The 14,107-nt window shown below is 68.4% G+C and carries 11 protein-coding genes; 6 read left to right on the top strand and 5 right to left on the bottom strand.

Features of this window, described 5'->3' with window-relative positions; genetic code table 11:
• The first annotated feature begins 103 nt into the window (after positions 1–103).
• Positions 104–1,234, top strand: a complete 1,131-nt coding sequence (locus EO141_RS18815) for a glycosyltransferase family 4 protein (protein WP_127169939.1) — start codon at positions 104–106, stop codon at positions 1,232–1,234.
• Positions 1,231–2,346: a glycosyltransferase family 4 protein gene (locus EO141_RS18810; RefSeq protein ID WP_127169938.1), complete on the top strand. Its 1,116-nt coding sequence runs from the start codon at positions 1,231–1,233 to the stop codon at positions 2,344–2,346. The genes EO141_RS18815 and EO141_RS18810 overlap by 4 nt, the downstream gene beginning before the upstream one ends.
• Before the next feature lie 268 nt (positions 2,347–2,614).
• Here the strand turns inward: EO141_RS18810 and EO141_RS18805 are convergent, their stop codons facing one another.
• Positions 2,615–3,829 carry a nucleotidyltransferase family protein gene (locus EO141_RS18805; RefSeq protein ID WP_127169937.1) on the bottom strand — a complete coding sequence of 405 codons (1,215 nt, stop codon included), beginning with the start codon at positions 3,827–3,829 and terminating at the stop codon, positions 2,615–2,617.
• 56 nt (positions 3,830–3,885) lie between these two features.
• Positions 3,886–5,439, bottom strand: a complete 1,554-nt coding sequence (locus EO141_RS18800) for a radical SAM protein (RefSeq protein ID WP_127169936.1) — start codon at positions 5,437–5,439, stop codon at positions 3,886–3,888.
• 156 nt (positions 5,440–5,595) lie between these two features.
• On the opposite strand from EO141_RS18800, the gene EO141_RS18795 reads away from it, so the two are divergent.
• Together EO141_RS18795 and EO141_RS18790 are read left to right on the top strand one after the other, a co-directional pair.
• Positions 5,596–6,651 (top strand): serine kinase, encoded by a 1,056-nt coding sequence (locus EO141_RS18795; RefSeq protein WP_127169935.1) that lies wholly within the window; start codon positions 5,596–5,598, stop codon positions 6,649–6,651.
• A gap of 118 nt (positions 6,652–6,769) precedes the next feature.
• Positions 6,770–8,467 carry an ABC transporter ATP-binding protein gene (locus EO141_RS18790; RefSeq protein WP_164739318.1) on the top strand — a complete coding sequence of 566 codons (1,698 nt, stop codon included), beginning with the start codon at positions 6,770–6,772 and terminating at the stop codon, positions 8,465–8,467.
• A 32-nt stretch (positions 8,468–8,499) separates the two neighbouring features.
• On the opposite strand, the gene EO141_RS18785 is transcribed toward EO141_RS18790, so the two are convergent.
• Positions 8,500–9,909, bottom strand: coding sequence for an MFS transporter (locus tag EO141_RS18785; RefSeq protein ID WP_164739317.1), 1,410 nt, complete (start codon positions 9,907–9,909; stop codon positions 8,500–8,502).
• Positions 9,910–10,274: 365 nt separating this feature from the next.
• Between EO141_RS18785 and EO141_RS18780 the strand changes: the two genes are divergently transcribed.
• Positions 10,275–11,276 (top strand): LLM class flavin-dependent oxidoreductase, encoded by a 1,002-nt coding sequence (locus EO141_RS18780; protein ID WP_104582876.1) that lies wholly within the window; start codon positions 10,275–10,277, stop codon positions 11,274–11,276.
• 60 nt (positions 11,277–11,336) lie between these two features.
• The gene (locus EO141_RS18775) at positions 11,337–11,837 is read left to right on the top strand and encodes a pyridoxamine 5'-phosphate oxidase family protein (protein ID WP_127169934.1); all 501 of its coding nucleotides are present in this window, start codon (positions 11,337–11,339) and stop codon (positions 11,835–11,837) included.
• A gap of 34 nt (positions 11,838–11,871) precedes the next feature.
• On the opposite strand, the gene EO141_RS18770 is transcribed toward EO141_RS18775, so the two are convergent.
• Both EO141_RS18770 and EO141_RS18765 read right to left on the bottom strand, forming a co-directional pair.
• Complete coding sequence (locus tag EO141_RS18770; protein WP_164739316.1) at positions 11,872–12,543, bottom strand: exopolysaccharide biosynthesis protein; 672 nt, start codon at positions 12,541–12,543, stop codon at positions 11,872–11,874.
• The gene (locus EO141_RS18765) at positions 12,527–13,867 is read right to left on the bottom strand and encodes a hemolysin family protein (RefSeq protein ID WP_104582877.1); all 1,341 of its coding nucleotides are present in this window, start codon (positions 13,865–13,867) and stop codon (positions 12,527–12,529) included. The genes EO141_RS18770 and EO141_RS18765 overlap by 17 nt, the downstream gene beginning before the upstream one ends.
• Between the last annotated feature and the right edge of the window lie 240 nt (positions 13,868–14,107).

Here is a 14,107-nt window from a genome sequence, read left to right as displayed (position 1 = left end):
GCATCTCGGTGGCAGGCGAGCGGTGCCGTTTGCGCGCGGTGCAGTGCGCGGCACGTGGCCTGGTCAGCATGGCAGGGCAAGCAATCCGGGCGCGGTCGGTGCCATGAGCCTGCAGGTGGCGCAGCTCAATCTGCTGCCGACTCCCGCCGGCCTGACTGCCGAGCAGGTGTTCGCGCAGTGGCCATCGCTGGCCGATATCGCCGAGGCCGTCGCCAGTGCCGGGGTACGCGTATCTGTGGTCCAGGCTTCTGCACTGAACTTGCGGCTCACTCGCCAGGGCGTGGATTACCGCTTCGTCGAGCTCGGCGCGCGCGGCAGTGCGCAGCGTGCAGGTCTGCTTGCTGCGATGCTGCACGAGATCGGTGCCGATGTGGTCCACATCCACGGCCTGGAATTTGCCGGCGATGCACGCCGTCTCGCCCGCCTGCTGCCGCAGATGCCGATCCTGCTGCAGGATCACGCCAACCGCCCGCCGCGCTGGTGGGCCCGCAGTGGGTGGCGCCTTCGCTACGCGGCCGCCGCCGGGATCGCGTTCACCGCGCAGGAGATGGCGCAGCCGTTCGTCCAGGCGCGCCTGTTCAAGGCAAAGACGCAGCTGTTTGCGGTTCCCGAATCGAGCAGCCGCTTTTCGCCGGGCGATCGCCTGCAGGCACGCGAGCAGACCTGTCTGCATGGCGACCCCTGCGTGTTGTGGGTCGGGCACCTGAGCGCGGCCAAGGATCCGTTGTGCGTGCTCGATGCCGTCGCCATGGCCGCCCGCGTGTTACCGGGGCTGCGGCTGTGGTGCGTGTTTGACCAGGCGCCGTTGCTGGAGCAGGTACGGCAGCGTCTGCGCGCCGATCCGCTGCTTGCACGCTGCGTGCAGCTGCTGGGCAGGGTGCCGCATGCCCGCGTGGAAACCCTGTTGCGTGCCTGCGACCTGTTCGTCTCCGCCAGCCACGCGGAGAGCTGCGGTTATGCCGCGGTGGAAGCCTATGCCTGCGGCACGTTGCCGCTACTGACCGATATCCCGTCCTTCCGTGCGCTCAGCGATGGCGGGGCGGTCGGCGCGTTGTGGCCGGTCGGCGATGCCTCGGCCCTGGCGGACCTACTGCTGCGCGTCGTCCGGCAACGCCCCGATCGCGCACAGGTGCGCGCGCATTTCGATGCACGGCTGTCGTTTGCCGCCGTGGGGCAGCGCTGGAAGCGAGCGTACATCCAGCTGCTGGCCGCCGCGCCAGGGCGAACCGCATGAAACTGGCCCTGGTGGTTCCGGGCGGCGTGGATCGCAGCGGCGAGGTCCGCGTGATCCCGGTATTCCTGACCCTGATCGAATGGCTGGCGCGCCAGCACCAGGTGCATGTGTTCGTGCTGCATCAGGAGCCGCTGCCCGGCACCTGGGCGTTGCGTGGTGCCACCGTGCACAACATCGGCGCGCGCCGCACCCGCACGCGTGCGATCGCCGCCATTGCCGACGAACATCGTCGTGCTCCGTTCGATGTGATCCAGGCCATCTTTTCCGGCTATTGCGGTCTGGTCGCCGTCGCCGCGGCACGGCTGTTGCGGCGTCCAAGCGTGGTGCATATCGCCGGTGGCGAGCTGGTCGCGTTGCATGGCATCGGCTACGGCGGCCGGCGACGTTGGCGCGGTCGCCTGCGCGAAGCGGTGATCCTGCGCCTGGCCGACCGCGTCACCGCGGCCAGCGCGCCCATCCTCGCGTCGCTGCAGGCGCTCGGCATCCATGCGCAGCGGGTGCCGTTGGGCGTGGATCTGCGTGCCTGGCCGCCGGCCGCGCCACGTGCACGCACGGGCGGCATCGCCCGCTTGCTGCATGTGGCCAGCCTCAATCCGGTCAAGGACCAGACCACCTTGCTGCAGGCGATGGCAGCGCTCAAACGCGCAGAGGTCGCCTTTACCCTGGACATGGTCGGCGTCGATACGCTGGATGGCGCCATGCAACGCCTGGTGCAACAGCTCGGCCTGGGCGCCCAGGTGCGTTTTCTCGGTTTCAAGACCCAGCGCGAGCTGCGCCCGATCATGCAATCGGCCGACCTGCTGGTGCTGTCGTCCTTGCACGAAGCCGGACCGCTGGTGCTGCTGGAAGCGGCGGTCGCCGGTGTGCCCACCGTCGGCACCGCGGTCGGGCACCTGGTCGAATGGGCACCGGTGTGCGCACTCGCGGTGCCGCCGGGCGACTGGGCCGGGCTGGCAGAAGCCGTCCGCCAGGTCTTGGCCGACGACGAGCTGCGCTTGCGCCTGGCCTGGGCAGCGCAATGCCGCGCGGTCCGCGAGGACGCGGCGTTGACCACGCGGCTGTTCGAGCAGCTGTATCGGCACCTGTGCGAGGCGCGGCCTGCGGTGCAATGACGCAGATCGCATCAGCCGCAAGGCAACGCGCGTGGTGCAGCAACGAGGCTGCCAAACAAAACGTGGGGACGTGATCGCAACGGTGATCGGCTGCACAAGCGCCAGCCTGCGCGCCTGCTGCCGGCCTGCGATCACCGACAAAGCTGCTGCGAGCAGCCGATAGCTGGGTGCAGGCGGCGCCCGGAATCGGACGCTGCGGCGGACGCCTGCCGACTCCGGGCAGGCCGTGCCGACCTGATGCTGAGCGCAGCAGCGGTGTCAGCCGCGCTCAGGCCGGCTGCAGATAGCCGTCCAGCGCTGCACGCACCACATACAGCATGTCGGTGCGCGGCACCGGCCGGGTCAGGCGCGTCATCACCCGGCGCAGCTGGGTCTGCCGCACCCAGGGCTGGCCCTGGAGCCACAACTGGGTCTGCAGCATGTCCGCCCGTTCCTTGCGGCTCTCGGCCGTCGGCACCACGCGATTGCGCAGGTACTGTCGCGCCTCGCCCAGCGAGCGTGACCATTCGATGCCGGGCAGGGCCGACAACCACAGGTTGGAACACGAGGCGGTGGTCAGGGTCTGGCGGGCCGCACGCATGCGCAGCACGCGCGGGCAACCGGCCTGCAGCCGCGCCATCACCGTCGGTGGCACCACGCTGCGGTAATAGCGTTGCAGCAGCAGCAGCGGCGGCAGCGCCCACCACGGCGCCACGGCTGGGTCGTCCCACAACTGTTCCCAGTCACGCGGCCCCATGCGCGTGGCCAGCAGTGCGAGGTCATGCAGATGCATCAGGCGGATGCTGCGGTGGCAGATGCCGCCGGCCGCATGCAGCAGCAGGTGGCACATCAGCGCGCCGACCGACGGGTAAGGGTTCAATCCCGGCTGCGGACGCTCCGGCAGGATGCGCGCGGTGATGTCCACGCTGCTCAGCGGCAGGCGTTCCTGGATGCGGGTATGCAGCTCGAGATTGATCGGCGCATCGCGATGCTCGCCCAGTCCCGCGACCGCCACGCCATGCAGCGGCTTGAACACCTGGTGCTTCCATTGTTCGAAGCAGGCCACGTAACCGAGTTCGCACAACAGCGCCGCCGCCGCGGGCGCATCCTCCGACGCCACCAGCAGATCGATATCGGCCATTGGGCGATCGCCGGGCAGATAGACGCCGAGCCGATGCAAGGCGGTGCCCTTGAGACCGACCAGGGCGATGCCCGCCGCACGCGCTGCCGCGTCGATGCGCGTCAGCAGCAGCGCGATGCGCCGATGACGGTCTTCGACATGGTTGCGTTGCTCACTCAGGAACGCGGTCCAGTCGGCGTCCTGCCACAACGAGCGGCGTTGCAGCAGCGGCGACACGCCATGCGCTGCAGCCGCTGCCGCAGCCAGTTGCCATTGCAGCCGGTCCCACTGCGGCACCGCTGCGCCGGGCTGCGCCAACTCCCTGGCCAGCCGTTCGGTGGCCGTGCGCAGGCCGTGCTTGATGGTGCGAAGGGAAGGCTGCATGCGGCTGTGATCCGAAGGGCGAGGTGAGGGGGGAAGCGAGATCGGCGCGTTGCGCGCTAGCCGACCAGCACGCTGGCCAACTGGCGCGGTTGGCGTTCGGCAGCGCCGGCAAGCGGCGCGGTGCGGTGCTGCCGTTCGCTGGCGATCAAGGCGGACCAGCGCGCTTCCAGCGTCTGCGAGGCCTGTGCAAACGCATCGGCGCCCAGCGTGGCACGCGCCTGCTGCAGGTCGACCTGGGTGTGCAGCAGGTCGCGCACGCTGCGGTAGAACTCCGAGTCGTAGGCGCCATGGAACATCATCGCCAGGTCGTCGCTGTCCTGCCAATGGGTCTTGCCGCCCAGCTGGTTCTTCACTTCCTCGTAGAACTTGGTGCCGGGCAGGGGATAGGACACGCTGACGCCGATGATGTCCGGGTTGGCCTGCGTCACCAGTGCGCGCGTGGCCAGGATGTCTTCGAGTTCTTCGCCCAGGTAGCCGAGTTGAATGAAGAAGCCCACACGGATGCCGTGCGCGCCCAGGCGCTGGCGTGCGGCGATCACCTCGCCAACCTCGGTGCCCTTGGTCATCCTGTCCAGGATGCGCTGGCTGCCGCTCTCGGCACCCAGCCAGGCCTCGGCGCAGCCGGCGCGCGCCAGCGCAGCGGCCATGCGCTCGCTGGCCAGGTCGGCACGGGTCTGGATGGTGAACGGGATCGCGCCATCGGCCTCGCTCAGGCGCTGCGCAAAGGTTTCCACCCAATCGATATGGAAGCCGAAGATGTCATCGGCCATCCACAGGTGATCGGGCTGGAAGCTGCGCTTGAGATGGATCATTTCGGCAGCCACGTCGTCCGCAGCGCGACGCGTGTAGTGATTGCCCCAGATCGGTTTGGCGCACCAGTTGCAGCGAAACGGGCAGCCCCGCGAAGCGGCCATGTTCAGGCTGAAATAGCCGTGCCGTTGCTGCCAGAAACGCCGATAGCGCGGCATGTCGACCAGGTCCCAGGCCGGCAGGCCGCTCAGGCGCGCGTCCGGTGGTTGCGCGCCGGGATGCGCGCGCGTGGCGGCAGGTTGCGCGGTGGCGAGACGTGCCACGCCGGCCAGCCAGGCGTCGCCGTCGATGTCCGGATCGGCTTCCAGCCGTTCCATCAGCGTAAGCAGCGGTGCGATCCCTTCGCCGACCAGCACCGCATGCGCGCCGGCGTCCAGGAACACGTCCGGGTTGTCGGACGCATCGGAGCCGGCGACCAGCACGCGGCAACCGGCGGCACGTGCCTGCGCGATCATGCGGCAGGCGGCCTCGCGCATCCGGCTCAGGCACATCTTGGTGAGGAAGTTGAAGTTGTCTTCGTAGAACACCACCACATCCGGCTGCGCCTGGTGCAAGGCGCCGGCGTACTCCTGCACGTCGTCTGCCAGCATCGCGTCGAACAGGCTCAGGGCATGGCCACGTTCGCGCAGCAACGCCGCGACCTGCAGCGTCGCCAGCGGTGGATAGGGTTTGCCGCGCTCCCATTGCTTGGGGTCGTAACGCAGGAAATACGAATGACTGACCTGGATCTTTAGCATCTGCACAAGGCTCTCGTTCTGTCGCCAGGTGGACGCAGCGGTGGCGTGCGCAGACACCGGCATTCGGCTCGGCAGTAGGTGCGGATGCAGGCCGCTTTGGTTGTGCGGATGCGCGCCCGGTTGCCGGCTTGCGTCGGGTATGCGCGTCGACGCCGGCCAGGCAACCTTTCCGTTGCCGATCGGCACATACCGGCTGATCGATGCAATGGATGGAACGGCATGCCGCAGTCGGCTGCGTTGGCGCAACTCCTGCCGGTGGGCGATGACACACGCTCCGGCACGCCGGATGCGACGGCAGCAGATCCCTTTGGCGAACATCGGCCGCGCCGGCATGGCGTGCGCCGGCAGATCCTCGGCGCGCTGTTTCACTTCGAAAGCGACAGCGAGGTGCTGCTGGCGTTGGTGGACCACGCCTACGCGGGCCTGCCCGCACATCGCTTGCCGGGCGCGCCGGAGTTTCATGTCACGCTGGATCTGGTGGCGCGCGGGCACGCGCCACCCGGCGCGGAACCGCCACCGGTGCGCACCCATGCCAGCGGCGGCCTGCTGTGTGGCGTCATGGATGCCTGCAATTACCTGATGCTGTCGGTGCCCGCGCGCCGGGCCATGCTGGTGGTCTCCGACGACATGCTCGCCCACGCCTATCACGTGCGGTATGAGCTGATCGAATTTGCCGTGTTCCTGCTGGCCGCGCGCGGCATGGGCCTGGTGCCCCTGCATGGCGCTTGCGTGGGCCGGCACGGACGCAGCGTGCTGTTGCTCGGTGCCAGCGGCGCCGGCAAATCGACCCTGGCGCTGCACAGCCTGTTGCATGGCCTGGACTTCATCGCCGAAGACGGCGTGTTCGTGGCGCCGGAGAGCCTGCTCACCACTGGCGTGGCCAACTTTCTGCACCTGCGCGCCGGCGCGCTGGGCCTGGTCGACGCGCAGACCCGAGCCTGGATCAGCGCCTCGCCGACCATCCGGCGCCGCAGCGGCGTGGAAAAGTTCGAGATCGATATTCGCCACGGCCGCGCGCAGCTGGCGCGTGCGCCCCTGCCGTTGTCTGCGGTGGTGATGCTGTCTGCAACGCCGGCGAGCGATCCCGCGCAGTTGCTGCTGGCGATGCCGGCCGAACGCATCGCCGATTGCCTGGCAGGCGATCAGCCGTATGCGGCCGGTCAACCGGGCTGGCCGCGCTTTGTCGAGCAGGTGCAGCGCATCGGCATGTTCACGTTGCGCCGCGGTTTGCATCCGCAGGCCTCGCTGCACGCGCTGCTGCAGGTGTTGCGGTGAGCGCATGCGCGCGGCCGCCGCGCGCATGCGTCTGCAGGGTCAACGCCATGCGGCATGCCGCATGCCACCGTGCGCCCCACACGTGACTGAGATACGCGCCGCCGCAGAGCGCAGGCCCATGCGCGCGATGTGGCGCGATTTCGTCGGCACGCTGGTGCCGGCGGACGTGCCGACCATCGCGCTCTACGTCGGCGTATCGCTGCTTGCCGCACTGGCCGGCAGCCTCGTCGCGGTCAGCCTGGTGCCGCTGGTGCAGCCCGGGCACGCCGTCCGCCTGGCCGGCTACGCGCTCGCCTTACCGCAGGCCCTGGCGATGCAGGTGGCGCTGTTCGTAGCTGTGAGCCTGGTGTTTGCCGCACTGCGTTGGCATGGCGCAGGGCTGGCCGCGCGGCTGACCAGCCGCTACGCCATCGGGCTGCGCCAGCGCGTACATGCCGCCTTGATCGATGCGCCGCTGCCTGCGCTGTCCGGCGCCAGCTCGGCGGAAATCGCCAATGTGCTGACCTACAACATCGAAATCGCCACCCAGGGCTTCGGTGCGGCATTGCAGCTGCTGGTGGCCGGCATGACCGCCCTGGTGAGCCTCTGCATCGCGGTCATGATCGCGCCTGCATTGCTGCTGGCGGCGCCGTTGCTGCTGGGGCTGGCGTGGCTGGGCCTGCGCATCTCCAGCAGCGACAACCAGGCGCGCATCAGCCGCGATTATGTGGCCGACATGACGCAGCTGTTCTGGTTGAGCGAAGACTTCCCGCGTCGCCTGCGGCATGTGCGCTCGTTCCAGCGCGAAGCGCTGGAAACGCGCCATTACGAACGCATTTCCGCACGGCTGGGGCAGGGCTATGCGCAGCAGCAGGCGCTGGTGGCGGGCAGCCGGCTGCTGCTGGAAGCCACCGCGGTGGCGGCAATCGCCGCCATCCTGGTGCTGGCCAACCTCTGGCAGGGCGCGGACCGCGCTGCGCTGATCACCGTCAGCCTGCTGCTCGGGCGCCTGCTGCCGTATCTGGTCAGCACCCGCCAGAGCGTGCAGCAACTGCGCTCGGCCTGGCCGGCGTTGCAGTTGTGGCGGCGCTATGTGGCGCTGGGCGCGCCCCGCGCGCGCACGGCGGCCGCGCCGGCAGCACCGCTGCCGGCAGCCGTGCATCTGGAACACATCGGCCTGGCGCCGCCGTTGCCCAGGCTCGATCTCGCGCCGATGCTGCTGCTGCCCGGCGAACTGACCCTGGTGGTCGGGCCCTCCGGCGTCGGCAAGAGCAGCCTGATGGACGTGCTCTCGGGTCAGACTGCGCCGGCGCAGTTCACCGCGCACATGGGCGGGCGCCGGCTGGATTTCGCCGCGTATCGCGCCCTGGTGCGGCATGGCGCCTACCTGGGCCAGGGCGTGCGGCCGTGGCAGCGCACGGTCCGCGCGTGCCTGGACTGGGCCTTGCCCGGCGCTCCCGATGCGCGCATGTGGGAGGTGCTGGGCGACGTCGGCCTGAGCGCGCGTCTGCGGCGCGACGGGCAAGGCCTGGACAGCCCGATCAACGGCCAGGACGGGCGGCTGTCCGGCGGCGAGTCGCAGCGCCTGCTGCTGGCCCAGGTGCTGTTGCGCCAGCCGGCCCTGGCGGTATTGGACGAGGCCACCAGCGCACTGGATGCAGAGGCCGAACAGCAGCTGTTGTGCATGCTGCGGCAACGCCTGCCGCAGACCGTGCTGGTGGTGGTCTCGCATCGCACCAGCCTGGCGGCGGTGGCCGATCGCACGGTGGCCCTGGGCGTTGCGCCTGCCGCGCAGCCCGCCGTCCACGGTGATGCGCTTGCAAGCTCAGGCGCGTAATACCACCTGGCTGGGTTGGGTCGGCACCACGCTCAACCGGCAATCTCTTCCAGCGCACGGTTGCGCGTGCGCGGGCCGAACAGCGCGATCACGCCGGCCACGATCGACATGCTGACCACGATGAAGGCCAGTACGCCATGGCTGCCGACCTGGGCGAGCAGCCAGCCGATCAGCACGCTGCTTACCGCCGTGGAAAGGCGGCTGAAGGAATAGCAAAAGCCCACTGCCCGCGCGCGCAGCCCGGTGGGGAACAGCTCGGCCTGATAGCCGTGATAGGCAAAGCTCATCCAGGCGTTGCAGAACGCAATCATTGCCCCGCACACCACCATGCCGATTGCCTGGTGCTGCTGCGAAAACAGCACGCCAAACAGCACCGCGCCCAGCGCCGATGCGGTGATCTGCCACTTGTTTTCCCAGCGTTGCGCAAAGCGCAGCAACAGCAGCGGCGCCAGCGGGTAGGCCAGCGAAATGGCGAAGGAATAGCCCAGGCTCCTGGTCACGCCGGTGCCTTGCGCCGAGATCAGGGCCGGCAGCCAGTTGCCGAAGCCGAAGAAGCCGATCGCCTGAAAGATATGGAATACCACCAGCATGCCGATGCGCCCGCGATACGGCGCCCGCCATAGCGCCGCGGTCTGTACGCCGCCGGCCGGCGAGGGGGCGGGCAACTGCGGTGCAGCCAGGGGCGCGCCCAGATCGCGCGTGCAGCGCGCTTCGAGCTGGCTCAGCACCGCATCGGCGTCGGCATGGCGTCCCTGCGCTGCCAGCCAGCGCGCCGATTCCGGCAAACGGCTGCGCAGCCACCAGATCGCCAACGCAAACACCCCGCTCAGCAACACCACCCAGCGCCATCCGCTCACCCCCAGCGGTGCATGCGGCACCAGCAGCCAGGCGGTCAGCGCCACTGCAGGCACCGCCAGAAACTGCACGAAGAATGCAAACGCGAACGCGGCGCTGCGCATATGCCGCGGCACCAGCTCGGACAGGTAGGTGTCGATGGTGACCAGCTCGATGCCCAGGCCGATCCCGACCACCAGGCGCAGCACGATGACGCCGGTGGCGGTGTCCTGCAGGCCCATTGCCACGGTCGCGGCGGTGTACCAGACCAGGGCGAAGGTGAACACCGGCCGGCGCCCGAAGCGGTCGGCGAACGGGCTCAACAGGGCAGCGCCGACAAACAGCCCCAGAAACGTCGCCGCCGCAAACGCAGCCTGGTCGGACATGCCGAATGCGCCATCGGCACCGCTGGCAAAGATGCCGTCGCGGATCAGCCCGGGGCTGATGTAGGCGGTCTGGAACAGGTCGTACAACTCGAAAAAACCGCCCAGCGCGAGCAGGCCGACCAGCCGCCACAGCGTGGCGCTGGCCGGTAGCCGGTCGATCCGCGCGGCGATGTGCAGGGTGTCCGAAGCGGGGTCAAGCGGAGCGGTCGAAGCCATTGTCATGCAGGCGCTGCCAGTGCGGTGACCATCATAGCCAGCAACGGTGTCACCCGACGCCCATGCTTCGTGGCCTGGCAACTGCATTCGCAGGCGAGCCAACGCGCGCAACACACCAACAGCCATCGCGCACAACCCGGGGTCCCTCCCTCCGAGGCGAATGCATGGCTTGCGCGCTGTTGCGCGCGTGCGTTGCGGTGCTGGTGCAACGAAGTGCGGGCCTGGGCACGGAGCGGGGGAATGGCCGTTGCAGATCCTCCCGTTGTTCGACCACTGGAATGCTGTAATCCCCACAGCGCCACCTGGGCAGGTAGCAAAGCCGCCTGCCCAGCCCCATCTCTTGCACATCATTCATTCCCCGGAGTCATCCGATGACGCCCATTTCCGTGCTCGACCTGGCGCCGGTCTGCGAAGGCAGCGACACCACCCATGCCTTCGCCAACATGCTCGATCTGGCCCAGCACGCCGAGCGCTGGGGCTACCAGCGTTACTGGCTGGCCGAGCACCACAACATGCCGGGCATCGCCAGCGCCGCCACCGCGGTGCTGATCGGCCACGTCGCCGGCGGCACAAAGACCATCCGCGTCGGTGCCGGCGGCATCATGCTGCCCAACCACGCGCCGCTGCAGGTGGCCGAACAGTTCGGCACGCTGGCCTCGCTGTATCCGCAGCGGATCGACCTGGGCCTGGGCCGCGCGCCCGGCACCGACCAGCCGACCGCGCGCGCCCTGCGTCGCTATTTCGACAGCGCCGACCATTTTCCGCAGGACGTGGCCGAGTTGTTGCGCTACTTCGCGCCCGCCGTGCCGGGGCAACTGGTGCAGGCAGTGCCGGGCGCCGGGCTCGACGTGCCGGTATGGCTGCTGGGCTCCAGCCTGTTCAGTGCGCGGCTGGCCGCAGCGATGGGCCTGTCGTTCGCGTTTGCTTCGCACTTCGCGCCCGATGCGATGGACGAGGCGGTGGCGATTTACCGCCGCGAGTTCCGCCCGTCTGCGCAGTTGGCCAAGCCGCACGTGATGCTGGCCTTGAACGTGGTGGCCGCGGAGACCGAAGCGCAGGCACGCCGCCTGTTCACCACCCAGCAGCAGAGTTTCGTCAACCTGCGCCGCGGCAAGCCGGGCAAGATTCCCGCGCCGATCGACGACATCGACAGCTTCTGGCAGCCGCACGAACGTGCCGGCGTGGAGCGTGCGCTGGCCTGCACGGTGCTGGGCGATGCCGAGCAGATCGCGCGGGGCGTGGCCGAGTTCATCGAGCGCCATACGCCGGACGAGTTGCTGTTCACCGCCAACATCTACGACCATGCCGCGCGCCTGCGTTCGTTCGAAATCGCCGCCATGGCCTGCCGCGAGCTGGACGTGACTCCTGCGTGATTCACGTCGCTTTGCGCGGCGATCCGCTCAGATGCATGCACCTCCATTGGGAAGACCAGCATGCAATTTCAGGAACGCAGCGAGAGCATCAAGCAGTTGGCGGAATTGATCCGCGGCGTGGACATCGCGATGTTCACGACCATGTCTGCCGACGGCAAGCTGGTGAGCCGGCCGTTGGGCACGCAGGAAGTCGAATTCGATGGTGACCTGTGGTTCGCCACCGCCGCCGACAGCCCGAAGGTGGCCGAAATCGCTGCCGACCCGCGCGTCAACGTGGCCTATGCCTCGGCCTCGAAGAACAGCTACGTGTCGGTCGCAGGTACCGCGCGCGTGGTCGATGACCGCGCCAAGATCGAGCAGCTGTGGTCGCCGGCGATGAAGGTGTTTTTCCCCGGCGGCAAGGATGACCCCAATCTGCGCCTGATCCATGTGCGTGCCGAATCGGCCGAGTACTGGGACGGCCCGAGCGGGCTGCTGGGCAAGGCGCTGTACTTCGTGATGACGGCAGTCACCGACGACACCGGCAGCCTGTCCGACAACCGTGTGGTCGATCTGAAGTAACGGCGACGATCAGGTGGGCCGATCGTCTCGCGCATCAGCGCCAGGCGGCCGGCCACCAATCGCGCACCAGATCCAGCAGCTGGTCGGACGTGACCCCGAACACCGTCACCGAAATCAGCGCAGCGGCCCAGCCCACCAGCAGCAGCGCGCCGTCGCGCTCGAGCAGGGCCAGCGCGAACAGCAGCAGGATCAGCCCGAAGAGGTAGTTGGTGAACGGGATCGGCAACGTCAGCAGGACGCCGACCAGCACCAGCAGCACGCCGGTGAACATCTGCGCCGGAATCCGGTCCAGCATGCCGTGCAGGCGTGGCTTGAGCAGCCGGTCCAGGCGTTGCAGCGTCGGCGCAAGCCGCGCGACGAAACGCTGGCTGGTGCTGCGGCGCGGCCCGCGCTCGCCGATGAAACGCGGCACCCACGGCTTGCGCAGGCAACACAGCATCTGCAGCCCGATCAGCACCGTCAGCGGGCCGCTGATGCCGCCGGCCACGCCGGGAATGGGAATGAACGAGGGCAGGATCGCCAGGAACAGAAACACGCCGAACGCGCTCTGCTGCAGGTCGGCCAGGATCTCGCGCACCCGCAACACCTGCGCCGGATCGCCTTCGCTGAAGGCCGCCAGCAGGCTGCGGATGCCTTCGTTGCGATAGCGCATCTGCTCGCCGTCGGCCGCATCCGGCGGCGGCACGCCGTTATCCGACGATGTCATCGCTGCCCTCGTCGCCGACACGGCTCAGCAGCAGCTTGTCCACGCGCGCGCCATCCAGATCGACGATCTCGATGCGCCAACCGGCCCAATCGAAGAATTCGCCCGCCTGCGGAATGCGCCCGAAGTAGTAGATGCACAGGCCGGCGAGCGTGTGATAGTCGCCTTCGTCGGCTTCCGGCAGTTCGGCGCCCAGCACTTCGCGCAGTTCCTCCACCGGCAGCGACCCGTCGATCAGCAGCGAGCCGTCGGCGCGCGTGACCACCAGCGCATCCTCGTCGGTGTTTTCCACCGCCTGCAGACGGCCGACCACCGCACCCATCAGGTCGCTGATGGTCACCAGTCCACGGATCTCGCCGTATTCGTCCACCACCAGCGCCATCGACTGCTGCTCTTCGCGGAAGATCTCCAGCAGCTTCATCGCATGCGTGGACTCGGACACGAACAAGGTATCGCGCAGCGCCTGGAAAAGATTCTCGCCGTGCCCACCCATGCGCGTGACCAGCGATTTGACTTCCAGCACGCCGGCAATGTCCTGGTCGCTGCCGCGATACACCGGGTAACGCGAGAATTCGTGCTCGCGCATCACCTGCAGATTGCGTTCCGGCTCGGCGTTGGCATCCAGCCAGGCGATGCGGTTGCGCGGGGTCATCAGGCTGTCGGCGGTGCGGTCGCCGAGCCGCATCACGCGATTCATCATGTCGCGCTCGTGCGCATCGATCACGCCGGCCTCGTGGCTTTCGGCCACCAGCATGCGGATCTCCTCTTCGGTCACCGATGCCGATTCGTCCTTGCCCATGCCGAGCATGCGCAGCACCAGCCGTGTCGAGCGCGCCAGCACCCACACGCCGGGAGCGGCGATTTTCGCCAGCCAGGCCATCGGCACCGCAACCACCCCGGCGATGTCCTCGGAGTTGCGCAGCGCCAGCCGCTTGGGCACCAGTTCGCCGAAGATCAGCGTCAGGAAGGTGATCAGCGCCACCGCCAGCGTGCTGCCGATCACCACCGAATACGGGCGCGGCTTGCCGACCAGCTCGAACGAGGCCGACAGCGCCGGGAACAGCCCCTGCAGCCAGCTGCTGATGGCCTCGCCGATCGCCTCGCCACCGAACACGCCGGTCAGGATGCCGATCAGGGTAATGCCGATCTGCACCGTGGACAGGAAGTTTTCCGGGCTTTCGGCCAGTGCCAGGGCGCGCGCAGCGCGCTTGCTGGAGCCGGCCATCTGCTTCAGCCGGCTCTTGCGCGAGGTCATCAGGGACATTTCCGACATCGCGAAGAAGCCGTTCAACAGGATCAGCGCGATGACGATCAGAAACTCAACCACGGGCGTCTTCCCCGGTCAGTGAAGGGGAGGGCGGGCGAGCACTGGGTTGGCCGGCGCGCACAAGGGCGGGGCGGCAACGGGGGAATATAGGGTCGTCTTCCATAGGGTGCACCCGAGGGCGCGGGAGCATGTTAGCAAACCACAGGGTGGTTCGAGCCGGGAAATGCCGATGTGAAGGCCACTTGTGGCGCCGAGATACCCAGACAGGTCATGGAACGGTCATAATTCGCGCTTGGCGTC

Source organism: Xanthomonas sp. BRIP62415 (assembly GCF_003993515.1).
GTDB lineage: Bacteria > Pseudomonadota > Gammaproteobacteria > Xanthomonadales > Xanthomonadaceae > Xanthomonas > Xanthomonas euroxanthea.
Note: the sequence above shows the minus strand (reverse complement) of the source record. Positions and strands in the feature narration are given on the sequence as shown.